26 protein-coding genes are annotated in these 26,963 nt (G+C 70.7%); 11 read left to right on the top strand and 15 right to left on the bottom strand.

The window, feature by feature from the left end:
- The first annotated feature begins 56 nt into the window (after nucleotides 1–56).
- The 3 genes from QF035_RS50040 to QF035_RS50050 all read left to right on the top strand — a co-directional run bounded on the left by QF035_RS50040 (nucleotide 57) and on the right by QF035_RS50050 (nucleotide 2,741).
- Nucleotides 57–278: a DUF3311 domain-containing protein gene (locus QF035_RS50040; RefSeq protein WP_143642513.1), complete on the top strand. Its 222-nt coding sequence runs from the start codon at nucleotides 57–59 to the stop codon at nucleotides 276–278.
- Between the two features lie 109 nt (nucleotides 279–387).
- A complete protein-coding gene (locus QF035_RS50045; protein WP_307529255.1) occupies nucleotides 388–2,556 on the top strand; it encodes a carbon starvation CstA family protein in 2,169 nt (722 codons plus the stop codon).
- Entirely contained in the window at nucleotides 2,553–2,741 is a 189-nt protein-coding gene (locus tag QF035_RS50050; protein WP_307529257.1) for a YbdD/YjiX family protein, read from the top strand. Before QF035_RS50045 ends, QF035_RS50050 begins: the two co-directional genes overlap by 4 nt.
- Nucleotides 2,742–2,837: 96 nt before the next feature.
- Here QF035_RS50050 and QF035_RS50055 read toward each other — a convergent pair whose 3' ends face one another.
- Complete coding sequence (locus tag QF035_RS50055) at nucleotides 2,838–5,231, bottom strand: ABC transporter permease (RefSeq protein ID WP_307529259.1); 2,394 nt, start codon at nucleotides 5,229–5,231, stop codon at nucleotides 2,838–2,840.
- Entirely contained in the window at nucleotides 5,228–5,920 is a 693-nt protein-coding gene (locus QF035_RS50060) for an ABC transporter ATP-binding protein (protein ID WP_269655200.1), read from the bottom strand. The genes QF035_RS50055 and QF035_RS50060 overlap by 4 nt, the downstream gene beginning before the upstream one ends.
- A 224-nt stretch (nucleotides 5,921–6,144) precedes the next feature.
- On the opposite strand from QF035_RS50060, the gene QF035_RS50065 reads away from it, so the two are divergent.
- Both QF035_RS50065 and QF035_RS50070 read left to right on the top strand, forming a co-directional pair.
- A complete protein-coding gene (locus QF035_RS50065; protein WP_307529262.1) occupies nucleotides 6,145–7,524 on the top strand; it encodes a sensor histidine kinase in 1,380 nt (459 codons plus the stop codon).
- Nucleotides 7,521–8,213: a response regulator gene (locus QF035_RS50070; RefSeq protein ID WP_373466865.1), complete on the top strand. Its 693-nt coding sequence runs from the start codon at nucleotides 7,521–7,523 to the stop codon at nucleotides 8,211–8,213. Before QF035_RS50065 ends, QF035_RS50070 begins: the two co-directional genes overlap by 4 nt.
- 44 nt (nucleotides 8,214–8,257) lie before the next feature.
- Here the strand turns inward: QF035_RS50070 and QF035_RS50075 are convergent, their stop codons facing one another.
- The 8 genes from QF035_RS50075 to QF035_RS50110 all read right to left on the bottom strand — a co-directional run bounded on the left by QF035_RS50075 (nucleotide 8,258) and on the right by QF035_RS50110 (nucleotide 16,862).
- Complete coding sequence (locus tag QF035_RS50075) at nucleotides 8,258–9,073, bottom strand: DUF427 domain-containing protein (RefSeq protein ID WP_307529265.1); 816 nt, start codon at nucleotides 9,071–9,073, stop codon at nucleotides 8,258–8,260.
- A gap of 73 nt (nucleotides 9,074–9,146) precedes the next feature.
- The gene (locus QF035_RS50080; protein WP_307529267.1) at nucleotides 9,147–9,935 is read right to left on the bottom strand and encodes a DeoR/GlpR family DNA-binding transcription regulator; all 789 of its coding nucleotides are present in this window, start codon (nucleotides 9,933–9,935) and stop codon (nucleotides 9,147–9,149) included.
- A 50-nt stretch (nucleotides 9,936–9,985) separates the two neighbouring features.
- Nucleotides 9,986–11,239 (bottom strand): vWA domain-containing protein, encoded by a 1,254-nt coding sequence (locus tag QF035_RS50085; protein WP_307529269.1) that lies wholly within the window; start codon nucleotides 11,237–11,239, stop codon nucleotides 9,986–9,988.
- The gene (locus QF035_RS50090) at nucleotides 11,236–12,135 is read right to left on the bottom strand and encodes an AAA family ATPase (RefSeq protein WP_307529271.1); all 900 of its coding nucleotides are present in this window, start codon (nucleotides 12,133–12,135) and stop codon (nucleotides 11,236–11,238) included. The genes QF035_RS50085 and QF035_RS50090 overlap by 4 nt, the downstream gene beginning before the upstream one ends.
- Complete coding sequence (locus QF035_RS50095) at nucleotides 12,132–13,088, bottom strand: XdhC family protein (RefSeq protein ID WP_307529273.1); 957 nt, start codon at nucleotides 13,086–13,088, stop codon at nucleotides 12,132–12,134. Before QF035_RS50095 ends, QF035_RS50090 begins: the two co-directional genes overlap by 4 nt.
- Nucleotides 13,085–15,466 carry an aerobic carbon-monoxide dehydrogenase large subunit gene (locus QF035_RS50100; RefSeq protein WP_307529274.1) on the bottom strand — a complete coding sequence of 794 codons (2,382 nt, stop codon included), beginning with the start codon at nucleotides 15,464–15,466 and terminating at the stop codon, nucleotides 13,085–13,087. The genes QF035_RS50095 and QF035_RS50100 overlap by 4 nt, the downstream gene beginning before the upstream one ends.
- Nucleotides 15,463–15,963 (bottom strand): (2Fe-2S)-binding protein, encoded by a 501-nt coding sequence (locus QF035_RS50105; protein WP_307529276.1) that lies wholly within the window; start codon nucleotides 15,961–15,963, stop codon nucleotides 15,463–15,465. Before QF035_RS50105 ends, QF035_RS50100 begins: the two co-directional genes overlap by 4 nt.
- Before the next feature lie 5 nt (nucleotides 15,964–15,968).
- A complete protein-coding gene (locus tag QF035_RS50110; protein WP_307529278.1) occupies nucleotides 15,969–16,862 on the bottom strand; it encodes an FAD binding domain-containing protein in 894 nt (297 codons plus the stop codon).
- Nucleotides 16,863–17,077: 215 nt separating this feature from the next.
- On the opposite strand from QF035_RS50110, the gene QF035_RS50115 reads away from it, so the two are divergent.
- The 4 genes from QF035_RS50115 (at nucleotide 17,078) to QF035_RS50130 (ending at nucleotide 20,148) form a co-directional block, all read left to right on the top strand.
- The gene (locus QF035_RS50115; RefSeq protein WP_307529280.1) at nucleotides 17,078–18,037 is read left to right on the top strand and encodes a LysR family transcriptional regulator; all 960 of its coding nucleotides are present in this window, start codon (nucleotides 17,078–17,080) and stop codon (nucleotides 18,035–18,037) included.
- Between the two features lie 115 nt (nucleotides 18,038–18,152).
- Nucleotides 18,153–19,091, top strand: a complete 939-nt coding sequence (locus QF035_RS50120; RefSeq protein ID WP_307529282.1) for an SRPBCC family protein — start codon at nucleotides 18,153–18,155, stop codon at nucleotides 19,089–19,091.
- Between the two features lie 7 nt (nucleotides 19,092–19,098).
- The gene (locus tag QF035_RS50125; RefSeq protein ID WP_307529283.1) at nucleotides 19,099–19,632 is read left to right on the top strand and encodes a GNAT family N-acetyltransferase; all 534 of its coding nucleotides are present in this window, start codon (nucleotides 19,099–19,101) and stop codon (nucleotides 19,630–19,632) included.
- 63 nt (nucleotides 19,633–19,695) lie between these two features.
- Entirely contained in the window at nucleotides 19,696–20,148 is a 453-nt protein-coding gene (locus QF035_RS50130) for a hypothetical protein (protein WP_307529285.1), read from the top strand.
- Between the two features lie 48 nt (nucleotides 20,149–20,196).
- Here the strand turns inward: QF035_RS50130 and QF035_RS50135 are convergent, their stop codons facing one another.
- On the bottom strand, nucleotides 20,197–21,843 hold the full coding sequence (locus QF035_RS50135) for an alkaline phosphatase D family protein (protein ID WP_307529288.1): 1,647 nt from the start codon (nucleotides 21,841–21,843) through the stop codon (nucleotides 20,197–20,199).
- Nucleotides 21,844–22,377: 534 nt separating this feature from the next.
- On the opposite strand from QF035_RS50135, the gene QF035_RS50140 reads away from it, so the two are divergent.
- Together QF035_RS50140 and QF035_RS50145 are read left to right on the top strand one after the other, a co-directional pair.
- Nucleotides 22,378–23,028 (top strand): DUF4360 domain-containing protein, encoded by a 651-nt coding sequence (locus QF035_RS50140; RefSeq protein ID WP_189841800.1) that lies wholly within the window; start codon nucleotides 22,378–22,380, stop codon nucleotides 23,026–23,028.
- Nucleotides 23,029–23,260: 232 nt separating this feature from the next.
- On the top strand, nucleotides 23,261–23,521 hold the full coding sequence (locus tag QF035_RS50145) for a hypothetical protein (RefSeq protein ID WP_307529291.1): 261 nt from the start codon (nucleotides 23,261–23,263) through the stop codon (nucleotides 23,519–23,521).
- Between the two features lie 52 nt (nucleotides 23,522–23,573).
- Here QF035_RS50145 and QF035_RS50150 read toward each other — a convergent pair whose 3' ends face one another.
- The 4 genes from QF035_RS50150 to QF035_RS50165 all read right to left on the bottom strand — a co-directional run bounded on the left by QF035_RS50150 (nucleotide 23,574) and on the right by QF035_RS50165 (nucleotide 26,913).
- Nucleotides 23,574–24,095 carry a hypothetical protein gene (locus QF035_RS50150; protein WP_307529293.1) on the bottom strand — a complete coding sequence of 174 codons (522 nt, stop codon included), beginning with the start codon at nucleotides 24,093–24,095 and terminating at the stop codon, nucleotides 23,574–23,576.
- Between the two features lie 390 nt (nucleotides 24,096–24,485).
- Nucleotides 24,486–25,193 (bottom strand): 2-phosphosulfolactate phosphatase, encoded by a 708-nt coding sequence (locus QF035_RS50155; protein WP_307529295.1) that lies wholly within the window; start codon nucleotides 25,191–25,193, stop codon nucleotides 24,486–24,488.
- Between the two features lie 336 nt (nucleotides 25,194–25,529).
- Entirely contained in the window at nucleotides 25,530–26,363 is an 834-nt protein-coding gene (locus QF035_RS50160; protein ID WP_307517916.1) for a transposase family protein, read from the bottom strand.
- 73 nt (nucleotides 26,364–26,436) lie between these two features.
- Complete coding sequence (locus tag QF035_RS50165; protein WP_307517917.1) at nucleotides 26,437–26,913, bottom strand: hypothetical protein; 477 nt, start codon at nucleotides 26,911–26,913, stop codon at nucleotides 26,437–26,439.
- Nucleotides 26,914–26,963: the final 50 nt, after the last annotated feature.

Raw genomic sequence — 26,963 nt, forward strand, 5'->3', positions numbered from 1 at the left:
CGGCCGGTGGGCAACTCTTGCACAGACCGACAAGCACGGGGAGAGGAGCGCAGGTCATGGCACCCACGGGTCATCACCGGCTACGGCGCGTCGCGATCGCCGTACTGCTCCTCGCGCCCGCCGCCGGTCTGCTGTGGGTCCCCTGGTACGCCGGCGAGAGCCCACGGCTCGCCGGGACGCCGTTCTTCTACTGGTACCAGCTCGCCTGGGTGCCGGGCTGCGGCCTGTGCCTCCTGGCCGCGTACGCGCTGACCAGGCACGACCGCCACGATCCCTAGGCGTACGTACGACCGCCACGGCCCCTGGCTCGTACGCGTTCCACAACCCGCACCGCCGACCCGTACGCATCCGTACCACCACACATCACCGTAGAGGTGAGGAGCCGCCATGCCCACGTCAGTCATGCCCGAATCCGGTCGCCCGGCGCCGGAAGAGCCGCCGCCCGCACGTTCCCGGATGACACCGCGGTCGATGCTGCTGTGGGCCGCGGTCGCCCTGATCGGCGCGATCGGCTGGGGTGTCCTCGCGCTGGCCCGCGGCGAGGAGATCTCCGCGGTCTGGCTGGTGGTGGCCGCCCTCGGCTCGTACGCCATCGCCTACCGCTTCTACTCCCGCTTCATAGCGCGGCGCGTACTGAAGCCCGACGACCGGCGGGCCACCCCCGCCGAACGCCTGGAGGACGGAGTCGACTTCCAGCCGACCGACCGCCGGGTGCTTCTTGGCCATCACTTCGCGGCGATCGCAGGCGCCGGGCCGCTGGTGGGGCCGGTGCTCGCGGCCCAGATGGGGTATCTGCCGGGCACCCTGTGGATCGTCGCCGGAGTGATCTTCGCCGGGGCGGTGCAGGACATGGTGGTGCTGTTCCTGTCCATGCGGCGGGACGGCAAGTCGCTCGGGCAGATGGCCCGGGAGGAGATCGGCAGGGCGGGCGGGGCCGCCGCTCTGATCGCCGTCTTCGCCATCATGATCATCCTGCTCGGGGTGCTGGCCCTGGTCGTGGTCAACGCGCTCGCCCACTCCCCGTGGGGCACCTTCTCGGTCGCCATGACCGTCCCCATCGCCCTGTTCATGGGCTTCTGGCTGCACCGCATCCGGCCTGGCCGGGTCGTCGAGACCAGCCTGATCGGTGTGGCGCTGCTGCTTCTCGCCATCGTCGGCGGCAGCTGGGTCCAGGAGTCCTCGCTGGCCGACACCTTCACCCTCAGCCCGACGACCCTCGTCTTCTGTCTCGTCGGCTACGGGTTCGTCGCCTCCGTGCTGCCCGTGTGGATGCTGCTCGCACCGCGCGACTATCTCTCCACCTTCATGAAGATCGGCACCATCGCACTGCTCGCCGTCGGCGTCATCGTGGCCGCGCCCGTGCTGCGGACCGACGCGGTCAGCGACTTCGCCTCCTCGGGCACGGGCCCGGTCTTCGCCGGATCCCTCTTCCCGTTCCTCTTCATCACCATCGCCTGCGGCGCGCTCTCCGGTTTCCACGCGCTGGTCGCCTCCGGGACCACCCCGAAGCTGATCCAGAAGGAATCCCAGGTCCGGATGATCGGCTACGGCGCCATGCTGATGGAGTCGTTCGTCGCGATCATGGCGCTGATCGCGGCCGCCACCCTGGAACCCGGCCTGTACTACGCGATGAACGCGCCCGCCGGGCTGCTCGGCACCACGGCCGAGTCCGCCTCCCAGGCGGTGGCGGGCCTCGGCTTCACCATCACCCCCGACCAACTGACGCAGGCGGCCAAGGCGGTGGAGGAACAGACCCTCATCGCCCGATCGGGCGGAGCACCGACCCTCGCCGTCGGCATGTCGGAGATCTTCTCCGGAGTCTTCGGCGGCAACTCGATGAAGGCCTTCTGGTACCACTTCGCGATCATGTTCGAGGCACTCTTCATCCTGACCACGGTCGACGCCGGCACCCGCGTCGGACGCTTCATGCTCCAGGACATGCTCGGCAACGTCTGGAAGCCGATCGGCCGGGTCAACTGGAAGCCGGGCATCTGGCTGTGCAGCGCACTCGTCGTGGCGGCCTGGGGCTACTTCCTCCACTCCGGCGCCACCGACCCCCTCGGCGGAATCAACCAGCTCTTCCCGCTCTTCGGCATCGCCAACCAGCTCCTCGCCGCCATCGCCCTCACCGTCTGCACGACCGTCCTCGTCAAGTCCGGGCGGCTGCGCTTTGCCTGGGTCACCGGCGTCCCGCTGGCCTGGGTGGTCGCGATCACCTTCACCGCGGGCTGGCAGAAGATCTTCTCCGCCGACCCGCGCGTCGGCTTCTTCGCCCAGCGCGAGCGGTACGCCGACGGCATCGACGCCGGTCAGGTCCTGCCGCCCGCCAAGACCCTCGACGACATGCACACGGTGGTCACCAACTCCACGGTCGACGGCGTCCTGATCGCCCTGTTCCTGCTCCTGGTGGCGGTGGTGATCGTCAACGCGGCCGTGGTGTGCGTACGCGCCGTACGGTCCCCCGTCCCGCTGCCGACGACCGAGACGCCGTACGTCGAGTCCCGCATCGATCTCCCGGAGCAGTCCGCCGAACCCCTGGCGGGAGCCCGGACATGAGTGTCCGGCGATGGGCACGGGCCGTGCGCTGGTACCTGCGCGAGCTGACGGGGGAGGCGGAGTACGGCCGCTACTGCGAGCGCCGTCTCCGCCACCACCCACTCGCCCCGGTACCGACACCACGTGAGTACCAGGCACTGCGGGCCCGGCACCGGGAGGACCATCCGCAGAGCCGCTGCTGCTGATCCGGAGTTCGCAGGAGGGCCGGGGCGGCCCGGCGTGCCAAGGACGCCGGGCCGCCCTTCCGGCTGCCCGTTCCACTCCCGGGCCGCCGAGGACCGCTACTCCGTGCGCAGAGCCACAGCCGTACGGGCCTTGGCCGCCCAGCCCGCCGGGAGCAGCGCGCCCAGCATCGCGATCGCGATCCCGGCCAGTCCCAGCAGCACCAACTGCCAAGGCACGTACACGTCGAGGACCGAGGGAGGCAGATCGGTGCCCGCGGCATGTCCCATCACCGGCAGCACGATGCCGTGCAGCGCGAACCCGGCGGGCACGCCGATCAGACCGCCGAGCACACCGATCCCTGCCACCGAGGCGAGTACGAGGCCCACGGTCTGCCGCGGCGACATGCCGAGCGCCTTGCAGACGCCGAGGTCGTGGACGCGCTCCCGGGTGTCGATGACAACGGAGTTGAGCACTCCGAGGCCGGCCACGGAGACCAGCATGAGGGTGAGCAGCGCCGCCATCGACTGCAGGATGAGGACGAAGTTGTCCTGCTCCGAAGGGGAGTTGGCCATGGCGTCGCCGCCGAGCGGCCGCACCACCGCGGCGAGTTTCTCGGCGTAGTCGGCGGGAGAGACACCTGACTTCACCTCGACGAGGAAGGTCCGGGGTTCGGCCTTGGGGAAGTCGGCCATGCCCGCGTGGAGTCGCATGCCGTCGTCCTCCGTGTCGAAGGCCTCGCCGACGATCCGCAGGGTCCGGGTGTCTCCCTGGTGGGTCACCCGGACCGTGTCACCGACCTTGGTGCCGGTCCGTTCCAGGAAGCCCGTCGCCACCACGACCTGCCCCGCGCCGTCGACCCAGTGCCCAGTGATCATCTCGTAGCTGCCCGGCCGGGAGTCTCCCTCATAGAGGCTGATCGTGACCGAGCCGGTGACCCCGGCCACGGTGACGTCCTCCTGGGCCGTGGCGTAGTACGAGGCGGTGCCTTCCTGCGCCTCTACCGCGGCGCGTATCCGTGCCGGATCGGCGGGCGGGGCCTCGGAGTTGCCCTCGGCCGGGGTTCCGGGCTTGCCCTCGGCCGACGGGGGCACGGGTCCGCTGGACGGTCCGCCGGCGAACACGGTGACCGCGGCACGGTCCTCGGGATCCTGCGCCTCGCCGACCGCGGTGAGGGACGCGGTGAGCCCCACCGCGAAGGTCGCCGCGACCGTACCGAAGGCCACCGCGAGCAGCATCGCGACCGTGCGGACCGGGTGCGCGAAGGGGCTCGCGAGCCCGTACGTCACCGCCCTCGGCAACGGCAGCCGCCCCGCCACCCGGTGCGCCCACTGGCCGCGACCCGTGCGCGGGGCCCGGCCCACCGCGATGGCCTCCACCGTGCGCAGCCGCCCGGCCCGCAGCGCGGGAACCAGCGCGGCGACCCCGACGACCACCAGCGCGGCGACCGGCACCACGACGTCCACCCACCACGCCACCGTCAATGAGGCGGTGCCGTACGCCTGCTCGGTGTCGTCGAGGAGCGGCACGGCCAGCAGGTTCCCCAGCACGACGCCCAGCGCGATACCGACGGCTGCCGGGATCAGCGCCTGGGCCACATAGGCCCGTACGACCTCACGCGGTGTGAAGCCGATGGCCTTGAGGATGCCGATCCTGCGCAGACTGGAGCCGACCGCGCCGCTGGTCACACTGCCGACGATGATCACCGACATCACGATGCCGAGGACGCCGAAGGCGATGAGGAAGGGGATGGTCGGAGCGGCGCCCTGGTCGGCGGCGCGCTTGGTGTCCAGATAGGACTGGCTGCCCAGCAGCGCACCGGATGGCACGGCCGCGGCGAGCTTCTTCCGGCCGTCGGTGATCTGTTTGTCCGTTCCGGCAGAGTCCAAGCGGTACAGCATCTGACTGGTGAGCGGGTTGTCCGCCGACGCGAGAGCCCTTGTCTGGGCGGGGGTCGCCCAGGCGTCGGCGGTCTTGCTGACCGACAGCGCGAGACCGACGACGGCCAGGGTCGAACTGCCCTCCTTGTCAGAGGTCTTGAGAGTGGAGCCGAGCTTGAAGGCCGGGCCCGCGAACGATGCGCTGAGCACGATCTCGCCCGTTTTCGTCGGCCACCGGCCGGACTTGAGGTCCAGATCGTCCACGTCGGCCTGCGGAGCGGACCGTCCGACGAGCGTCAGCGTCGGCATGCGCCTGCCCGCCGAGTCCTCCGGCTGGATCGTCGTGGAGGGGTACGGCCCCGCGCTCGCACTGACGCCCGTCTGTTCTCGGGTCGCCTTGAGCTGCGTCGCAGTAACCTTGGTCGGATCGAACTGGGCTGTCAGATGGGCGCCTTGCTGTTTCGCGAAGGCGTGGTCGAAGGGTGCGTTCGCGGCGACGATGAGCGACCCGGCGACCACCGCCGAGGCCACGGCCATCATCGTGGCCACGGCGATCACCACGGTCTGCACCCGGCGCCGCCCCACGCCGGAACGTATGACCCGGCCGAGCGCACCGCCGCCGAAGCGGGTCATCGGACGGCCTCCGCCCGCGTGTCGAGGGCGAGATGACCGTCGACCAGATGGATCGTCCGGCTCGCACACGCCTCGGCGAGCGCGAGGTCGTGCGTGACGAGCACGATGGTCTGGCCGCCGCGGTGCAGCTCCACCAGCAGCTCCCGTACGTCCTGGCCCGAGGCGGTGTCGAGGGCACCGGTCGGCTCGTCGGCGAGCAGCAGCGCGGGCCGGTTGACCAAGGCCCGGGCGACCGCGACGCGTTGGCGTTCGCCGCCGGAGAGCCGGCCCGGGTAGGCGCGGGCGTGCTTCTGGATGCCGAGCACCTCCATGAGCTCATCGGCACGGGCCGCCGTCTTGCGCCGGGCGGTGCCGGTCAGTTGGGCCGGGAGCTGGATGTTGTCGGCGACGGTGAGGTCGTCGAGCAGGTTGAAGAACTGGAACACCATGCCGATCTGTTCGCGGCGGAACCGGGCCAGCGCGTGCTCGCTGAGATCGTTCAGCTGCCGGCCGCCCACGGACACGGTTCCCTCGGTCGGCTTGTCCAGGCCCGCGACGAGGTTCAGCAGCGTGGACTTGCCGCTGCCGGAGGGGCCCGTCACGGCGAGGGCCTCGCCCTTCTCGACGGAGAGCGTGAGAGGGCCCAGCGCGGGCGTGCCGACGCTGTCGTAGCGCTTGGCCACGCCCTCCAGTTGGATCACCTGAGTCATGGGAGTCGACCGTCCTTCGGATGGCATCGGTTCGCGAGGGGTGTTGCCGGGCTCAGCGAACCTAGGAGCGCGGGGTGTTGTGGCGCGTCGGCCGCGGCACCGACATCAGGACCTCCCCGCGAAGGACCCGTCCGCGAGGTCATCCCTGCGACGTACACCTGTGGGACGGGACTCTGGTCGCGCAGACGGACGCGGACCGGGGCGGGGAGCCACACAATGAGCCGATGGAGACGGAGGACCGCCGCGACAGGCGCCGCCAACTGCGTGATGCGCTACGGCCGGAGGAGAAGCCCGCCCCGCTGTCGCGGTGGGCGGTAGGCGCCGACGTGGTGCTGGCGATCGTGCTGACCGTCATCGCGTTGATCGTGGCGGCGCAATTTCCCGGCGACGGGCCGGCCCGAGTCTCGGCCAAAAGTGAACAGCGGACCGAGCAGCGGACCGACCACCGGACCGAGGTGCCGCCGGTCCCGCCGGTCCCGCCACGACCGCCCGTACCCGGCGTGGGAGTTGTGGTGCCGGAGCCTCGCACCGTGCCGTGGCCGCTGGTCGTCCTGTCGGCGCTGCCTCTCGCGGCCAGGCGGCGGTATCCGCTGGTCACGTTCGGGATCGTGATGGGCGCGGCGCTGCCCATCGGCGACGACGCCTCCTGGATCAACGTACTGACGTGTGTCATCGGCGCCTACAGCGCCGTCATGTACAGCCGTTACCAAGTGCGGGCGCTGGCCGGAATGGTCGTTGCGGCCGTGCTGGCCGGGTTCGCGTTCCGGGAAACGGATCCCGTGCTCCCGGGCTGGTCGAGCCCCGCCGTCGTCCTGCTGGTCGCCGGGGTGCTGGCCGGGCTCGTCCGCGTCGGCGGCCGACGGCTGACCGCCAGCCGGGACCGGTTCACCCAGCTGCAGCGAGCCCAGGAGGAGGCCATGCGGAGGGCCGTCGAGGAAGAACGCGCCCGTATAGCCGCTGAGTTGCACGACGTCGTGACCCACAATGTGAGCGTGATGGTGATCCAGGCGGGCGCGGCCCGCAAGGTGATGGACACAGCGCCCGAGCGGTCCAAAGAGGCACTGTTGGCGGTCGAGGCCGGAGGACGGGCCGCCATGTCCGAGCTCCGGCATGTGATGGGACTGCTCGCGGCCCCGGACACCGGCCGCCCCGACAGCCCCGCCGACGGGCTCGAACCGCAGCCCGGTCTCGGACATCTCGACGCCCTGATCGAACGTGTACGCGCCGCCGGGACACCGGTCGCCATCGCGGTGTCCCTGCCACCGGAGCCGCTGCCGCCCGGGGTGGACCTCGCGGCGTACCGCGTGGTGCAGGAGGCACTGACCAACACGATCAAACACGCGCCCGGCGCGGATGCCTCCGTCACGATCGGTCACACCGACGACTGCCTGGAGATCGAGGTCACGGACACCGGAGCCGCCCACGACGCCCCGTCGACGAGCGCCAACGGCACAGGCCCAGGCACCGGCACCAGCACTGGCAACGGCCGCGGGCTGATCGGGCTCCGTGAGCGGCTGACGGTCTACGGCGGCGAGCTGACGGCCGGGCCGACCCTCGCCGGCGGATACCGGATCAGAGCCCGAGTCCCGTGGCGGACCGCGTGAACGGGCCTTCCCTGCGCGCCGTCATCGCCGACGACCAGGCCCTGGTCCGTACGGGATTCGGGATGATCCTCGCCGCCGACGGCATCGAGGTGACGGCGGAGGCGGCAGACGGGGCCGAGGCGGTCGCCGCCGTCCGGCGCACCCGGCCCGACGTCGTCCTCATGGACATCAGGATGCCGCGGATGGACGGCATCGAGGCGACTCGGCGGATCCTCGGAGACGAGGGCCCGGGCGACACCCGGGTCATCATCCTCACCACGTACGACCTCGACCACTACGTCTACGCGGCACTCACCGCCGGGGCCAGCGGCTTCCTGCTCAAGGACGTCACCCCCGAGCACCTGGTGGCCGCAGTCCGCCTGGTGCGATCCGGCGACGCGCTCCTCGCGCCCACCATCACCCGCCGGCTGATCGAACGCTTCGCCCACCGCGAGGAGCCCCGGCCGCCGACCCTCCACCGAGACCTGTCCGGCCTGACCCCACGCGAACTGGAGGTGCTCCGGCTGCTCGCGACCGGCCTCAGCAACGCCGAACTCGCGGACCGCCTCTTCCTCAGCCCCACCACGGTCAAGACACACATCGGCCGCATCCTGTCGAAGCTGGACCTCCGCGACCGCGTCCAGGCAGTCGTGCTCGCCTACGAGACCGGCCTGATCGCTCCGGGAGACCCAACACCCGACACAGGCTGACGACTACGCGGTCCCCGACCCCCCTCATCACTCCCGAGGATTGATCACTCCCGAGGCTTGATGAATTCGGTGACGGGCCGCTCGAGCCGCTCCCCGTCGACCGTGATATCGACGGCCTCGTTGAAGAAGGCCACCCGGTCCTTGATGACACCCACAGCAGAGAGAGGGTCGGGATAGCTCCACGCGATGTTCGGCGGTACGCCCTCGCCGGGCCACGACCAGTAGTCGGTCGCCACGCCCTTGTAGGGGCAGCGGGTCGTGAGATCGCTGGGCGTGAACAGATCGAGGCTCACGTCCTCGCGCGGGAGGTAGTACCGCACGGGCAGACCGGTCTCGAAGAGGAGGACCGGCGCGCGGGTGTCCGCGACGACCGTGCCGTCGATCTCGACCTGGACATGCCGCGAACTGGGCAGCGCGTCCACTCGTTTGTGCGGGTCACGCGGATGGACGAAGATCTCCTCGTCCTCCTCGTACCAGTGGTCGAGCACCTCCCGCCCGAACCACTCGAACGAGATGTACGAACCCAACTCCTCGCCCGGATACGTCCAGGCCGCGCCGGCGATGGTCTCACCGCCGATGTCGAGGTCGTAGAAGAGCGTCGTCCCGGCGTGCGGCCGCCCGGCGGACTTCTCCGTCTCCCGCAACAGATCCGTACGCACGTCATCACGCGGAAACGCGTACAACGGCACCGGCCGCCCGGGCTCCCACACCAGCACCGGCCGCCGGCTGTCGACAACGGTGACATCACCCTTCATCCCGCGCACCCAACGCTCGCTGGGTTCCCACAGGAGGCTGTCGGCGGGGGCAGGCGGGTGACGCAGTACCGGGACCTTCTGTGAACTGTTGCCGGGGGAGTTCATGACTGCCTCCTTGCCGAACACGGGGCGTCGAACGCGGGGCTCGGGCCGGGCACACAGTGCCTCGGACGTCAGCCTAGACGCCGACCTCGGCCCAGCCGTCGACCGTCGTCGGAGGTGTCGCGATCACTCTCACGCCGGCTTCGTGCAGGGCCGTGCAGGTCGCATCGTCCGCCGACGCGGTGGTGATGAGCAGGTCCAGGTCCTCCGGGCCACAGATCTTCACCATGCCGCTGCCGGGGAACTTGCTCCGGTCGGCCAGCAGCGCCACCTTGTCACCGGCGGCGATCATGGCGCGCCTGGCGGGCACCTCGGCGACGGTGGTGTCCATGACCTGGCCGCCGGAGCGTACGCCGCAGGCGCCCATGAAGGCCCAGTCGGCGTGCACCTGGCGGAGGTTGTCCTCGGCCATGAAGCCGTCCAGCATGCGTGACTCGCGTATGACCATGCCGCCGAGCAGCATCAGGGCGATGTTCTCGTCCGCGGTGAGTTCTTCGTACACGGCGAGACTGTTGGTGATCACGGTGAGCCGGCGCCCGTGCAGTCGGCGTGCCAGCCGGTGGACGGTCGTGCCGCTGTCGAGGATGACCGACTGGCCGTCCTCGATCAGCTCGGCCGCGCGGGCGGCTATCGCGTCCTTCTCGGCCACCTGGACCTCGGCGGCCTCGTCGAACGGCGCACGGTCCTCCTCGATGACCGCACCGCCGTGCACGCGGCTGAGCAGCCCGTCCCCTTCCAGCTTGAGGAGGTCGCGGCGGACGGTCGCCGCACTCACGTCCAGCTGTTCGGAGAGGTCGGTCACGGAGGCGGTGCCGCCGGAACGCAGGGCCCGCAGGATGAGTTGGTGTCGCCGTTCAGCCAGCACGCGACGGAACACTACACACCATCACCAGGCGTAATCTGCCTACTTTCCGCTCACTTTCGGCCGTAGTCGACGCGCTGTCGCACGGACTCTCCGTCGCCCGCGATCGCCTCCACCACCTCCATGAGAGCCGCCAGGCTGTGGCCGCTGACGAATGCGTCGCAATGGGGGAGTGCGGCGGTCATGCCGGCGGTGCGTGGGGTGTAGCCGGGGGCCGCCTTGCGGGGGTTGACCCAGATGATGCGGTGGGTGAGGCGGGCGAGGCGGGCCATTTCGCGGGCGACGGCCGCCGGGTCCTCGCCCTCCCAGCCGTCGGAGAAGATGACCACGACGGCGCCGCGTGCCATGCCCCGGCGGCCGAAGCGGTTGTTGAACTCGGACAGTGCGTGGCCGATGCGGGTGCCGCCGGACCAGTCGGACGCGGCGGCGCCCGCCCGGCGCAGCGCGGCGTCCACGCCGGACGGGCCTGTGTGCCGCAGAACGGGGGTCAGCCGGGTGAGGCGGGTGGCGAAGACGAACGCCTCGGCCGCCGCACCGGCCGCCGCTCGTGGGAAGAGGCGGAGGTAGGCGCGGGTGTACGGCTCCATGGAGCGGGAGATGTCGCACAGCAGCACCAGTCGTCGCCGTCGTAGGCGGTGGCGGGTGCGGGCCAGCAGTACGGCCTCGCCGCCGGTGCGCTGGCCGGTGCGCAGGGTGCGGCGCAGGTCGATGCGGCGGCCCCGACGGTCGGTCTCCTGGCGGCGGCCGCGGCGCAGCGGTGCCTTCAGCGTCAACAGGGTGAGGAGCCGGTTGAGTTCGGCCAGTTCGGTGGGGTCGAGGGCAGCGAAGTCCTTGTGGGCGAGGACTTCGGCCGTAGTGCCCGCCGTCGGCACCTCCTCGGTCCGACTGTCCTTTTCCGGGGGCTGTGTACGGTCGTTGTCCGATGCCTCGCCGTTGGCGCCGCCCAGTAGGGGAGCGCGGGTGGGATCCGGGCCGATTCCGGAGAGCGGCGGGGGGCGACCAGGGGCGGTTTCTGACGCAGGCTCGGATTCCGTACCGGCTCTGCGGACTGCCACCGAGTGCGGCCCGCCGGCGAAGACCGCGTCGAAGATCCTCTCGAACGGCTCGATCTGCTCGCGATCCGTCACGAACGCCAGCCGCGCCGCCCAGTACAGCGCCGTACGGTCCACCGGTGGCAGCAGACGCAGCGCCTCCAGGAACCGCACCGACCGCTCCGGAGTCACCCCCACCCCCGCGCGCCGCAGTTCCGCGCCGAGCCGGCCCGCGAACTCTGCCCGGTCGAAGAGGGGAACCGCCGTCGAGGTCACAGCTGTCGGCCCGCGACCAGCCAGTCCAGGCCGCGCTCCCGCACCAGCTCCTGGTCCTCGCGGTACTTCAGCAGGGAGCCGAGCGTGCGCCCGGCGATCTCGGCGTCGAGACGGGGCACACCGAGCAGGTTCAGCGCTGAGGTCCAGTCGATGGTCTCGGCGACGCCTGGTGCCTTCTGGACCTCCAGCGCACGCAGCCGCCGTACGGCCGCCGACACCGCGACCGCCAGTTCCCTCGACGTCCCGGGCACCCGGCGGCGCACGATCTCGACGATCCGCTCCGTGTCCGGATAGTCGATCCAGTGGTAGAGGCACCGGCGTTTGAGGGCGTCATGGAGATCACGCGTGCGGTTGGAGGTGAGGAGCACGACGGGCGGCACGGCGGCCCGGATGGTGCCGATCTCCGGGATGGTCACCGCGGCCTCGGCCAGTACTTCGAGCAGGAATGCCTCGAAGTCGTCGTCGGCACGGTCGATCTCGTCGATGAGCAGCACGGCGGGGGCCGGGCCGGGGTGCGTGAGCGCCGCCAGCACGGGCCGCCGAAGCAGGTACTCCTCGCTGAACAGATCGGCCTCACTGAGCTGTTCGTACCGGGACTCGGCCAGACGGATGCCGAGCAGTTGGCGCGGATAGTTCCACTCGTACAGCGCCTCGGCCGCGTCCAGGCCGTCGTAGCACTGCAGCCGGATCAGCGGGCTGCCCAGGATCGCGGCCACCGCCTTGGCCGCCTCGGTCTTGCCGACGCCCGCCTCGCCCTCCAGAAGCAGAGGCTGGGGCAGGCGCAGGGCGAGGAAGAGCGCCGTGGCCAGACCGTCGTCGGCGAGATAGCCCAGCGAGTCCAGCGCGGCGCGCAGGCTCTCCACGCCCGGCAGACAGCGCTCGACGTACTCGCTCACGAGGCGTCGGCCTTCGCGTAGCGGGCGGGGTCCTTCTCGTACGCGGCACGACAGCCGGCACAGCAGAACCAGCGGCGCTCGCCGCCGCCCTCGTCGCAGTACGGGGTGCTGTCCGCGACGGAGACCGTCATCCCGCACACAGGGTCGACGGCGGTCACCGAGCCGGTCTCCGGAGCCACCTCTACCTCCACGTCCACTTCCACGGAGCGCCCCCTCAGCGCCTGAATCACCTCCGCGAGGATCGACACCGCGATCTCGCCCGGCGTGCGGGCACCGATCCACAGACCCGCAGGCGTATGGATCCGCGCACGCTGCTCGGCATCGAATGCCAGCCCGTCCAGGACCGCCGCCCCGCGCCTGGGGCTGGCCACGAGCCCGATGTACGGCACCCCCGCGCGCACGGCCGAGACGAGCACCGGTTCCTCCCCCCGCCCGTGGGAGGCGATCACCAGCGCCTGGCTCCCGGCCAGGTCCTCCGGCGTGATCCTCTCGGCGCCGGACGCCTCCGTGATCTCGTAACCGAGCACCGGCCCGAAGGCCGCCAGCGCGCGGGCGATGGGGGACTCGCCCAGGACCACCACGCGCGGCACGGGCCGCAGTGGCTCCAGGAAGATCTCCAACTCGCCGCCGGACAGGCACGGATTGGCGACGCTCACCGCGCCCTCCTCGACGACCGGTTCCCCGGTGCCGTCCGCCGTCTCCTCCGGCGAGATGCGCAGCAGCAGCGACTCCCCGCTGCGCAGCGTCCGCAGCGCCTGCACCCGCACGGTGGCCTCCGCGCAGGCGCCCCCGACGAAGCCCTCGACCCGGCCGTCGGCGAGGACCAGCGCGGTGTCGCCCGGCCGCGCGCTCGCCGGGCGACGGGCGCGAACGACGGTGGCCTTCACGAACGGCACGTGCCGTCCCGTCAGTTCGGCCATGCGTGCCTCAAGCGGGGGTGCGGCGGGGCTCATTGCGGTGCCTCCACCTCGCCCCGGTGCAGCGCCTGCCACACCCGGCTCGGGGTCAGCGGCATGTCGGCGTGGCGTACGCCGATCGCGTCGAGGACCGCGTTGACGACGGCAGGCGGTGAACCGACCGTCGCGGACTCGCCGATGCCCTTCGCGCCGATCGGATGGTGCGGGGAAGGCGTGACGGTATGGTCCAGTTCCCAGGCCGGGACCTCCAGCGCGGTCGGCAGCAGATAGTCCATGAAGGACCCGGACAGACAGTTGCCGTCCTCGTCGAAGCTGATCAACTCCATCAGCGCCATACCGACCCCGTCGGCCAGCCCGCCGTGCACCTGCCCCTCGATGATCATCGGGTTGATACGGGTGCCGCAGTCGTCCACCGCGATGAAGCGCCGCACCTTCACCGTGCCCGTGCCGGAATCGACGTCGACCACGCAGACGTACGCGCCGAACGGGTACGTGAGATTGGGCGGGTTGTAGACGGTCGTCGCCTCCAGATGGCCCTCCACCCCTTCCGGCAGTTCCAGCGAACCGTGCGCGGCGAGCGCGATCTCCTGGATCGTCTTCGTCACCGTCGGGTCGCCCGCGACCGACCAACGGCCCTTCGTCCACTCCAGATCGTCCGGGTGGACCTCCAGCATGGCGCCGGCGATGATCCGCGCCTTGTCCCGGACCTTCCGAGCCACCACGGCAGCCGCCGCTCCCGACACGGGAGTCGACCGGCTGCCGTACGTACCGAGCCCGAACGGAGTCTGGTCGGTGTCGCCGTGCACGACGTCGATGTCCTCGGGCGGGATGCCCAGTTCCTCGGCGACGATCTGCGCGAACGTCGTCTCGTGACCCTGGCCCTGCGTCTGCACGCTCAGCCGGACCACCGCCTTGCCGGTCGGATGGACGCGCAGCTCGCAGCCGTCGGCCATGCCGAGGCCGAGGATGTCCATGTGCTTGCGCGGCCCGGCGCCGACGGTCTCGGTGAAGAACGACAGCCCGATGCCCATGAGTTCGCCCCGGCCGCGCTTCTCGCTCTGCTCCTTGCGCAGTTCCTCGTACCCGGCGACATTCAGTGCCTTGCGCAGACAGGCGGGGTAGTCGCCGGAGTCGTACGTCCAGCCCGTCTTGTTCTCGTAGGGGAACTGCTCGGGCCGCAGCAGGTTGCGCATCCTCAACTCGGCCGGATCGGCGCCGAGTTCGGCCGCCAGGCAGTCCACCATCCGCTCGATCAGATAGACCGCTTCGGTGACCCGGAAGGAGCAGGCGTACGCGACGCCGCCGGGCGCCTTGTTGGTGTAGACGCCGGTCACTTGGCAGTGCGCGGCGTCGATGTCGTACGAGCCGGTGAAGATGTGGAAGAAGCCGGCCGGGTACTTGGTGGGCTGCGCCGTGGAGTTGAAGGCGCCGTGATCGGCGAGGACCTTGACCCGTACGCCCAGGATCTTCCCGTCCCGGGTCGAGGCGATCTCGCCGGTCATGTGGTAGTCGCGGGCGAAGGAGGTGCTCATCAGGTTCTCGGAGCGGTCCTCCATCCACTTCACGGGTTTCCCGGTGACGATCGAGCCGACGACCGCGCACACGTAACCCGGGTAGATCCCGACCTTGTTGCCGAAGCCGCCGCCGATGTCGGGGGAGACGACCCGGATCTTGTGCTCCGGGATCCCGGCCACCATCGCGTAGAGCGTGCGGTGTGCGTGCGGGGCCTGGGTGGTGCAGTAGAGCGTGAGCTTGCCGTCGACCGGGTCCATGGCGGCGACCGCTCCGCACGTCTCCAGCGGAGCCGGGTGGACGCGCGGGTAGAGCATGGTCTGCTCGACGACGACGTCGGCCCGCGCGAACACCTCGTCGGTGGCCGCGCTGTCGCCGGCCTCCCAGTCGAAGATGTGGTTGTCCGTACGGCCTTCCAGGTCGTCCCGGATGACGGGCGCGTCCGCGTCGAGGGCACGGCGGGCGTTGACGACCGCGTCCAGCGGTTCGTACTCGACGTCGATCAACTCGATGGCGTCGCGCGCCGCGTAGTGGTCCTCGGCGACGACGAACGCGACCTCCTGCCCCTGGAAGCGCACCTTGTCGGTGGCGAGTACGGCCTGCGTGTCCATCGACAGCGTCGGCATCCAGGCGAGGCCCAGGCCCGCGAGCGTCTCGCCGGTGATCACCGCCTTGACCTTGGGGTGGGCCTCGGCGGCCGAGGTGTCGATGGAGACGATGCGGGCATGCGCGAACGGGCTGCGCAGGACGGCGCCGTGCAGCATGCCGGGCAGGTGGATGTCGTCGACGTAGCGGCCCTTGCCGCGTACGAAGCGGGGGTCCTCCTTGCGCTTCATCCGGCCGAAGCCGATGGGCCGTTCGTCCGGCGCGGGTGCGACGGGAGGCTCGTCGATGGCGGTCATGACTGACTCCCTGCGGTCTCCGTGACTCCGTCGGCCTCGGCCCGGTTCCTCGCCGCCCACTGGATGGACTTGACGATGTTCAGATAGCCGGTGCACCGGCACAGCTGGCCGGAGATGGCCTCGCGGATCTCCTGCTCGGACGGATCCGGGTTGCGGTCCAGGAGGGCCCGGCCGGTGAGCATCATGCCCGGGGTGCAGAACCCGCACTGCAGACCGTGCTGCTCGATGAACCCCTGCTGAACGGGGTCCAGTTGGTCTCCGTCCGCCAGGTCCTCGACCGTGCGGATCTCGTGACCGGCCGCCATGACCGCCAGGACCGTGCAGCTCTTGACGGGATCCCCGTCCATCAGCACCACGCACGTGCCGCAGTTGCTGGTGTCGCAGCCCCAGTGGGTGCCGGTCAGTTCCAGGTCGTCGCGGAGGAAGCGCACGAGCAGATGCCGGGGCTCGACCTCCCGGGTGTGGTCGTCGCCGTTGACGTTGACGGTGATCCGCATGCGCCTCACGCCTCCCTTGCCGTGGACCCGATGGGCCGCCCGGCCCGGGCGACCGCCCGTCGCAGCGCCCGCCGGGTGAGTTCGCCTGCCAGATGCTGCTTGTACTCGGCGCTGCCCCGGCCGTCGGTGACCGGCGAACAGCTGTCGGACGCGACCCGGCCCGCCTCCTCGTACAGCGCCTCGGACGGTTCGCTGCCGTTCAGCAGCGTCTGGACCGCGTGGAGGTTCAGCGCCCCGGCGCCGACCGCCGCCAGACCCACTCCCGCGTCGGAGATCCGCCCCTCGCGCAGCGTCAGGGCGACTCCCGCAGCCGCGACGGCCCAGTCCCCGGCCTTGCGCTCGACCTTCTCGTACGCGCTGCCCGCACCCGGCAGGACCGGCAGTCGCACCTCGGTCAGCATCTCGCCGACGCCCACGGCCGTTTCGTACGGGCCCTGGTGGAAGTCGGCCATGGATACGATCCGTTCGTCGCCAGCCCCGCGTATGACGGCACAGGCGTGCAGCGCGCCGCACACCGCCGAGAGGTCCTCCGACGGGTCGGCCTGGCACAGGGAGCCGCCGATCGTGCCCCGGTTGCGGACCGGCGGGTCGGCGATGACCTTCTCCGCGTCGTGGACGATGGGAAAGTACCGGCCGACCAGCTCCGACTCCAGCAGTGTGCGGTGCCGGGTGAGGGCGCCGACGCGCAGTTCGTCGCCGACCAGGGCGATGTGGTCGAGTTCGTGGAGGTCGTTGATGTCGACGAGGACCTCGGGGGCGGCCAGGCGCAGCTTCATCATCGGCAGCAGACTGTGCCCGCCGGCCACGACCCGGGCCTCCTCGCCGTAGCGCCGCAATAGTTCCAGCGCCTCGTCCACGCTCTCGGCGCGCTGGTAGTCGAACGAAGCGGGTACCTGCACGGCACGCTCCCTCCCGGACCGGGCCCGCCCGGCACGCCCGGGCGAGGCAGCGCGCGGGGGAACCGTCCGTCGATTGAGGACCTGGCCGGTTTCCGGCGGTCCGGGGAACAATTGCGCGAAGGGATGGGGCGGTCAACGGCGACTCAAGCGAATGCTTAAGAGACCTGGGCACCGGAGGGGGTCCTACCGGTCGAACAGCCGTTGTAATGGCGGACATGACGTTGACTCAGCTCCGCGCATTCGTCACGGTGGCCCGTCTGGGCTCGGTCAAGGGCGCCGCGGAGTCGCTCGGCGTCACCGAGGCCGCGGTCTCCGGCGCGGTCGCCGCGCTCCGCCGCGAACTCGGCGACCTGCTTTTCATCCGGGCCGCCGGCGGGATCAGTCTCACGCCGGGCGGCAGACGCCTCGCCGCAGGGGCCGCCGAGATCGTGGGCCTCGCCGAGGAGACCCGCCACCGGGTCCGCCAGGCCGGTTCGGGCACCGCCCAACTGCGGGTGGCGTCCACCGAAGCCGGCGCCGAACAGGTCCTCCCCGCGCTGCTCGCCGCCTTCGGGCGGCGACAGCCCGACCTGGACGTCGACACCCTCGCCGTGCCGGTGGCGGTGTTCGGCGACCTGCTCCGCGACCGCCGTGCCGATGTCACGATCGGCCCGGCGTCGCGCCCGGAACCGGGCATCGAGTCGATTCCCTTCCTGCGTTTCCAACTGGTCGTCGTCGCTGCGCCGGACCATCCGCTCAGACACCGGAAGCGGCTGGCATCCGCCCAACTGGCCCACGAGTCATGGCTGTTGGGCCCCGCCGGACTGGACCCGGACACCCTGTCCGGCACCTTCCTGTCCCACATCGGAGTCGAAGCCGCCAAGGCCAAGGCGTTCCCCAGCGTCACGGCCTCTCTCAACGCGGTGGCCGGCGGGGCCGGTCTTTCCATCGCCTTCCTCCACGTCGTACGCGACGAACTGCGCCGCGGGTCACTGGTCGTCCTCGATGTCTCCGGCGCCCGGCTCGGCGGCATGCTGTACGCGAGCGCGCTCACCGGCGAACGGCGCTCGACGACCGCCGCCGCGCTGTGCCGTTTCGTCACGACACCGGCCGCTACACAGGCGGTGCTCACCCGGTCCAAGGGCGTTCCGATGAACGAGTTCCGACCACCGGTCCACGTCACGATCTGGAGCTGACGGAACTGGGGGAGCATTGCGGATCACGGGTTCCGGCGCCCTGGGCGCGGCGTCTTAAGCAAACCCTGAAGAGCTCATTGACGGCCGGGCCGCCCGCGCCCATCGTGTGTCCGTCATGGACTTCACCAACGAGTTCCGAGTGAACCTGCCGCCCGACCAGGCCTGGTCCCTGCTGACCGACGTGGAGCGGATCGCTCCCTGCATGCCCGGGGCCCAGCTCACCGGCGTGGACGGCGACACCTACAACGGCGTCGTCAAGGTGAAGGTCGGCCCCATGACCGTCCAGTACAAGGGCGTCGTCTCCTTCGAGGAGAAGGACGACGAGGCGCGTACGGCGGTACTCCACGCGCGCGGCCGCGACACCCGCGGCCAGGGAAACGCCGACGCCCGCGTCACCGCCCGGCTCGTCCCGGACGGCGACGGGACGCGGGTGACGGTGGACACCCACCTCACCATCACCGGCAGGATCGCGCAGTTCGGCCGAGGGGTGATCGAGGAGGTCAGCGGGAAGCTGCTGGCCCAGTTCGTCGACAACCTGGAGGGGCAACTCGCGACGGAGAAGGAACAGGGGCAGGCGCAGGCGCAGGAATCGGTCGCACCGACGCCGGGGCCCGGGGCGGGGACTGTGACCGGGGCGGGCGCTGGGACCGTGGCTGGTGCTGGCGCTGGGACCGTGGCTGGTGCTGGTGCTGGTGCTGGTGCTGGTGCTGGTGCTGGTGCTGGTGCTGGTGCTGAGCCCGAGGTCAGCGCCGGGATCGCATCGAGCGCCACGCCGGAATCCGCTTCCGCCGGAGGGCCCACAGCAGACCACGCCCCCGCCGCCGAAGCCCCGAGGAAGACCGCTCCAACGGCTCCGACCGCTCCGGCCACCCCCGCCTCGAACGGCGTCCGCCCGGCGGAAGCGCCCGCAGTTTCCCGTACGCCGGCCGCGGCCGCACCGGAGCCCCTGGACCTGATGAGCGTCGCACGCGGTGCCGTACTCAAACGCGCTCTTCCGGCGGCGATCGTCCTCGCCGTGGTCGTGGTCGTTCTCGTCGTCTGGCTCACGCGATGATGGGGGCATGACCGACATCCATACCCCCCGTCTTCTGCTGCGCCGCTGGCAGGACGACGACCTCGTGCCCCTCTCCGAGATCCACGCCGACCCGACGGTGATGCGATGGGTCGGCGACGGCACGCCCCGCTCCCTGGAACAGACCGCCGAGGACATCGAGGCATGGGAGGAGGAGTGGGACGAGGAGGGCTTCGGGGTCTTCGCCGTCGAACTCCTCGGATCGGGGGAACTGGCCGGGGCGGTCGGGCTGTACGTTCCTGAATCCCCGCCCGAGGTCGCGGGGCAGGTGGCGATCACCTGGCGGATGGCGCGTGTCTTCTGGGGTCAGGGCTATGCCTCGGAGGCGGCCCACGCCACACTCGAGTTCGCTCTGCAGGACCGCGGCATCGACCGGGTCGTCGCCGTGTGCCGAACGGCCGACACCGCATCGTCCAACGTGCTCGACAAGCTCGGCATGCAGGCGGAAGGCGCGACGGTGGACCCGGCCTACGGGCACGACGTGCGGATGTACGGGATCGACCTGACGGAGTTCGAGGGCTGACCCCTCAGTGGCGCGCCGAACGACCGGGCGGCCGACCGCGACCGGACCGCCATGGAGGACATGATGCAGATCCCTTCTCTGCCGTATCGCGATGAGCACACCACCGTCGTCGCGGCGGGAGCCGATGACGTGTGGCGCAGTCTGGGCGACACCCTGGACCGGTCCTTCTCGCGACCCGGCGCGAACCGCTACGCGCGGCTGGTCGGATGCGCGGACCGCACGGCGTCGGGTCCGCGGCCGCTTGCCGAGGGCTCGACGTTCCCCGGGTTCCGGGTGGCAGCCGCGGTCCCGGGGCGCGAGCTGGTCCTCGGCGGTCGTCATCGCTTCTCGTCGTACGCGCTGATCTTTCGCCTGGAGCCCGCGGGTCCGGGCCGGTCACGGCTGACCGCCGAGACCCGGGCCACCTTTCCCGGCCCGGCAGGCGGCCTCTACCGGTTGCTCGTCCTCGGGACAGGAGGGCACGCGGTGGGCGTGCGGCGCCTGCTCGCGACGGTCCGCCGCCGGGCCGAGATGTGAGGGCCGCCGGTCGCGGGCACCGGCTCCGGCACCTGTACGTTCACGGGCTCAGGCGGGCTTGAGCCCCTGGTCTCCCGCTTCGGTGACGAAGGACGCGGCGGTCGTGATCGGAGCCCCGAGCGTGGTGACGGCGGACACGGTCTTGAAGTCCGCCCGCGCCGCCTGTGGCGTCAGCCGCACCCTGACGTAGCCGCGTTGTCCGTTGTAGAACTTCAGGTGGGGGTTGGCGGTCAGATAGGTGGCCCAGTTCGTGGGTCTTACGATGCCGTCCCCTCCGCTCGCGATGGACGGGGTGACGATCTCCGTGCCCAGGGCGCTGGACGAGGGGTTGTCGAAGTCGTCCTTGATGTCGAAGGCGTACCCGACGTGCACGTCCCCGGTGAGGACCATCAGGTTGTCGATGCCTGCGGCCTTCGCCCCGGCCAGGACGCGCTCGCGCGAGGCCCGGTAGCCGTCCCAGGCGTCCATCGACACCTTGGCGACAGGGCTGAGGTCCAGTTTCCGCTGGGAGAAGCAGACCTGTTGCGGCATCACGTTCCACACGGCGTCGGAGGTACGCCATCCATCGATCAGCCAGCGTTCCTGGGCGGCGCCGGTGATCGTGCGTGCCGGGTCGTCCGACTCCGGGCCGGGGATGTGCGGCCGGTCGCCGTAGGCCTGGTCGGAGCGGTACTGGCGGGTGTCGAGGACGTCGAACTGCGCCAGGGTGCCCCAGTGCAGACGGCGGTAGAGCTGGGCGTCGGGCCCGTTGGGCAGCTGGGAGGCGCGCAGCGGCTGGTTCTCCCAGTGGGCCCGGTAGGCTGCGGCGCGCCGCAGCAGGAACGCGGCGGGCGTGGTGCCGTTCTCGTCGCTGTCGGCCGCGTAGTTGTTCCCGGTCTCGTGGTCGTCCCAGGTGACGACGAACGGGTGCATGGCGTGCACCGCCTGCAGGTCCGGGTCCCGGTGGTAGAGGGCGTAGCGCAGCCGGTAGTCCTCCAGCGTCACCGTCTCCCGGTTGAAGAGGTCGGGCAGGACACGGTCGGTGTATTTCCGGGCGCCACCGGCGGCGTCGATCGCGTACTCGTAGAGGTAGTCGCCGAGGTGGAAGACCACGTCGACGTCGTCGCCCGCGAGATGCCGGTGAGCGGTGAAGTACCCCTCGTGGTACGCCTGGCAGGACACGGCGGCGAACGTGAGTGCCGAGGCCGGGCCGACCGTGGCGGGAGCGGTGCGCGTGCGGCCCGTCGGGCTGATCCAGGTGCCTGTCCTGAAGCGGTAGTAGTACACGCGGCCGGCGTCGAGACCGTCCACCTCGACGTGCAGGGTGTGGTGGACCTCGGGGTGGGCGATGGCGGTGCCGCGCCGGACGATCGCGCCGAACCGCTCGTCGTCGGCCACCTCCCATTCGACGACGACACGCTGCTGGGCCAGGCCGCCGTCGGCCTCGTACGGCTCGGGCGCGAGCCGCGTCCACAGCAGTACGGAGCCGGGCCACGGGTCACCGGAGGCGACGCCGAGGGTGAAGGGGTCGTCGGCGATCCTCGCCGCGTCGAGCTCGGCGGCGCTCGCGGCGCCGGTGGCGGGCAGGTGTGTGCCGAAGGCGAGCGCGGCGGCCGCCGCGGTGACGGTGAGGAAGCGGCGGCGTGCGAGATGGTGCGCTGCCGCACGCAGTTCGGGGGCGTGCTGCGACGACGGTCTCCGGCGGCCAGGGGGCATGGCTCTATCCCCTCACGGTGATGGCGCAGGGCAGCCCCGGCAACGGGTGCTGCGGGGCTTGTGAATGCTAATCAGATGAAGATCATGAACCCGGCAGGCGCGGCCTCCCGAAGCGCGGGCGGCGTAACGGCCGAGGCATGTCGAGGGCCCGTTGGCGCGATGCGGCGCGCGGGCCGTCGGGGTACCGCCGACCCGGATCGCCGAAGGTATACGGCCGGATGGGCATGCCGTACGCGCCCCCGTGGCTTGGAAGACGACCAGGAATGGCCGGAGTTCGACCTGGCTGCTTCCGTCGGACGTACATACGATGCGACCGCTCCGGTCTTCACAGCTCCTTCACAGGGCCGGGCTCGCACGGTCATGCGTTTGGCATGTGCATGACCATGTTTGCTGTCTGATCCATGCCTGATCCATGTCTGATCCAACGCACCTGGTCCGCGACGGCTCTTCGCGCATGCGAAGGCCGCACCCCCCAATTCGCGGTGAGGCACGTTTGCCCGCCGCCGGAACACCGACGCAACGGATTGGAGCACCATGGCTGGTGCGATGCTTCTGAGCGGCGCGATCGCCGCCCTCTTCGCCACCGCACTCCCCGCGCACGACCCGTCCACCGGGATCGTCGACCCGCCCCCGGACAAGATCGTCATCAAGGTCGCCACGGTGAACGGCTCCGGCTGTCCCCAGGGCACCGCCGCCATCGCCGTGTCCCCGGACAACACCGCGTTCACGGTGACCTACAGCGACTACCTCGCCCAGGTGGGAGGCAACTCGGATCCCACCGCGTTCCGCAAGAACTGCCAGCTCAACCTGACCGTGGCCGTGCCGGGCGGCTTCACGTACGCCATCGCCAGCGCGGACTACCGCGGCTTCGCCTCGCTCAAGGCGGGGGCGACCAGCACCGAGAAGGCCTCGTACTACTTCCAGGGCTCGCCGAACACGGCCTCCATCACGCACCCCTTCAGGGGCCCCTACGACGACAACTGGCAGGCCACGGACACGACGGAGTGGGCGCAGCTCGTCTGGGCGCCCTGCGGTGTGCAGCGGAACTTCAACATCAACACCGAACTCCGCGTGAACGCGGGCACATCCGCTCCCGGCAGCACCAGCTTCATGACCATGGACTCGACCGACGGTGACATCAGCACCATCTACCACCTGGCCTGGAAGGAGTGCCCCAGCTCCTGACCCGACCGCCTTGGCCGGCTCCACCGCACCGGAGTCGGCCAAGGCGCGGCATGCGTGTGTACGACCCTGTCGGCGTTCGTGGCTACGGCCCTGTCGGCCTTCGTGACCGCCGACCGGATACATCGTCTGGTCCGATGAAAACATGGCCCCGAACGAGGGGTGTGCGCTCGCTCGATCCGGTGTCCTGGCGTGCGAGGGCGTACCACCGGCGCACGAGTCCCGTTGCACGGACATGGACAGCACATTCGCCACAACGGGGCCCTTCCTGGGCCGCGAGGGTCAGGACCGGCCGTCCGTCGAACCCGTCGGCGCCCACTGGACGGACCCGCCGATCTACGCGGCGCTGGTCGCCGACTGGCAGGCCCGCGGACGCGTGGTCCCGCGGCGGCACGAGGCGCGTCGGCCGGCCTTCACCGCCCTGCGCGTCACCGACGTTCGCCTCCCCGGTCCCGGCCGGCGTCGAAGCGACGGTCAGGGGTCGAGCGGGTCCTGAGGGGCTCTGCCCGGGCCCCGGCTCGGCCGGTTGGCCGGCCGGTCCGGCTCGCTCAGCCGAGGTGATCACGACCCGCCCCGGGACGCACCGCGTTGCCGACGGGGCGCCCCCGTTCCCCGTTCACCAGGTCGGAGAGCATCTCGGCGGCCTGATGGAGCGCCACTTCCAGGGCGGTCGGGAGATGCAGGGCGCCCTGACCGTCGGGCGGAACCAGCCAGCGCAACGTGCCGGTCGTCCGGCGGGGCGAGGGCACCGCGATCCAGGAGCCCTTCCCGGAGTAGCGGATGTCCTGGCCCACCCAGTAGCTCTCCGGGTCCGGCGGAAGGAAGAACCCGACCCGGTGGGCGCCGAAATCGGCGAGCGTGGGGCCGGGCATCGGCAGCGGGAGGCGCAGCAGGGCGTCCAGGGCGAACAGGCCGATCTCCTCCGGCACGCTGAGGACGTCCCAGAACCGGCCGGCCGGCAGCAGCGCGGCGCCGCTGGCCCCGTGCTCCCATTCGCGCTTGCAGGCCCGGGGGTCCACCGCGGCTGCTGCGAGCCACTCCACGGCTTGTTGGTGGGGAGCGCTTCTCATGTCTCTCCTCTTCGACCGCTGGTCCGTGTGAGCGGACAGTGATACCCCCTCCGCGGGCGCGGCTCCGTGTGTAATTCCCGAGGAGCCCAGAGTCATATTCGTAGATATATCTATCCAGTGGAAGGGGTGGCGCGCCGTGGCGTTTGTCCGTAGAACACCCGAACTTCGGACGAGAGTTCGGTCCTTATGTGTGGGCGGGAGCGTCGTCGCGCTGGCCGGAGTCTCCTTGCTGGCCCTGGTGGTGCGAACCTGCCGTCGAAGTCTCCTTCGACGCTTCCGGTTTCCTCGCTTCGGGCTTCCTCGCAGAGACCCGGTGGCGCCGCTGGTGAGAACCGCGCGCAGCCTGAACTACGGCGCCGGGGAGTTCCTGGATCCGGTCGACGCGGATGACTACGACGGCTGACGGATGTGCGACCCCACGGCCGGGACCGCCTGCTCACGCAGGACCATGAGTGAGCCCTCCAAGGTCGCCACCATGGCGAAGGGGAACCGGTCGAGTTCAAGACAGAGCTCGACGTCATCGGGATGGACTCCTTGGCGCACCCCCTCGGCCAGTTCGGAGGCGGCGCGTGACTCGGCGCCACGGCGGAGGAATTCAGCGGCATCCGTCCCGGGCTCGGTGACCCTCCGGGCGATGTACTGAGCGCACGCCAGGTCTTCGTCGGCCTGCCCGTCCTCGCCGGTGACCACGAACGTGACACTGTCACTACCGCGCGCCCGCAAGAGCCGGGCCGTCGCTTCCGCCACGACGAAGCCTGCGCACAGCACCAGCGACGCTTCCTTGACCGCCAGGGCGCCGACCGTCCCTGCCGTGGTCTTCTGCACAACGGTCCGTCCGCCGAGGTCGATCGACCGCAGCAGGCCGGGGGAGTTGACGGTGTCGAACCCGGGCGCGGGCGGACCGTCCTTGAGCGCCACCCAATCCGGGTGGCGGGCCTTGAGCGCCAGGGCGTCGTCCAGCGACTCGGCAAGGACGATCTTTTCCGCGCCCCGGGCAAAGGCCCAGGCGGCCACGGTGAACGCACGCATGACGTCGACCACGACCGCCACGGACGGGGTTTCGGCCAGATCGGCGATGCCGAGGAAGCGAGTGTCCATCCGGATCATGATCGCGCATGGCCGACCCGAAGCACCCGGGGAGTGGTACGCGTCATATCGCCTGCCCCGCGCGGAGCGGCCGGCCGGTTCCAGGGGTGGGAGGGGACGCCCCGGAGCCGGCCGGCCCGGCTGCCGGTGGGTCAGAACCAGCCGGTGCACTCGATGGCGCCGCCCGGGCCGTTGGTGCCGCAGGCCCGCATGACGAGGCCGGCGTCGTTCCATTGAGGCTGCGCCAAGCTCGTTTCCGCAGTTCAGTGAGGCTGGTGTGATGCGCCGGTGAAGTCCTCACGCTGGTAGGCGGCGTGATCGTCGGGGCGAGATCGTCCGCCCGTCTCGTCACCGCTGTACTTCGCTGTTCGCCAGGACGAGCAGGGCTCGCAGGAGCGTGGTGGCCTGCCGGGTGTCGGTGCGGAGCTTGGTCAGGGTCCGCCATGACTTGAGGTTCGCGAAGCCGTGTTCGTTGGCGGCGCGTTCGCGGCTGACCAGGCGGTTCGTCTCCTTCTCGGCAGCGGTCAGCTGGTGGTTGCGGGTGGCCTTGCGGCCGGTGATGATCACCGGGTCGTCGTCGGGTTTGTCGTCGAGGCCGACGAAGCCGAGGTCGGCCAGGGCGCCGAGGCCGGCTTCCCGCAGGTGTCCGGTGATCTTGTTGTGGCGGGCGGTGGTGATCTCGCTGGACCGGCCGGGCTTGGCCGCGGAGATCCAGATCAGGTTGCCCTTCTCGTCGGTCAGCGCGAGAAACAGCAGGCCATGGGTCTTGTGCTTGCCTGAGTAGTTCTTCCGGTCGTCCTTCCCGGTGCGGCGGTGGGTGCGGATCAGGGTGCCGTCGAGGAGGACCACGACCCCGCCGCTGCGGGCGATCTTCTTCAACGCCCGGTCCAGGCGCGGGGACCGGGCGGCCAGCAGCTTCACGACTTCCTTCACCCAGCGGCGAACGGTGGACTCCCCGACACTGTTGCCGCCGGCCATGTCGGCCAGACGCTGGTCGTGGCGCAGGACGGCGAGCACGATGACGGCCTGCCGGCCGGGTTCGGCCTTGCGCCAGGGCGAGCGCATCTGGTTCCGGCGCCGGCGTATCAGGTCGGCGACGAGGCTGATGGTCCGCTTCGACAGCGGGAGGCGGACCTGGTAGACAACTTCCTGAGTGTCCTCGGCGGGCTGGTTTTTGCTCACACATCTACCAACTCCCGCCGGGGGCCCTCGCGTTACGGCAGGAATCGGCCCGTCCGGCCGTCAACACCGCTGGTCAGCGTGGTCGGTAGCGGCCCGATGCGGTGCGGACGAGCCAGCCACGGTCGGAAAGTTTGCGCAGCTGGCCCCGGACCGGCTCGATCTTCGCCGGGGTCGTCTCCCGGCCCAGCGCGAGGGCGACATTCCTGGCCATCACCGGACCGTCCGCCCCGGCCACGATCTCCATGATCCGGCGGTACTCCGAGGTCAGGGCCTGAAGCCCCATCCCCTCGACGCGATCGGGCACCACCCGCATCCCGCCCGCACCCGGGCCCACCGTCACAGCAACCGGCTCCGGCTCCGGCTCCGGCGACACGATGCCCGGCGGTCGCCGTCCACCGACGGTGGCCTCGGACCATTGCCCGAACACCACCTCGGCGGCCTCCAACCGGGCCATCTCCAGCTCGAGTTCACCCAGCTCCTTGCGCAGCAGTTCGGCGCGTTTCGCCAGCTCAAGCCGCCGCTCGATCGTCCACGTCAGTACGTCCGTCATGAACATTCCTCCCGACGCGGAACCTACGCAGCAGCCCCCGAACCTCACGC

The organism is Streptomyces umbrinus (assembly GCF_030817415.1).
GTDB classification, from domain to species: domain Bacteria; phylum Actinomycetota; class Actinomycetes; order Streptomycetales; family Streptomycetaceae; genus Streptomyces; species Streptomyces umbrinus_A.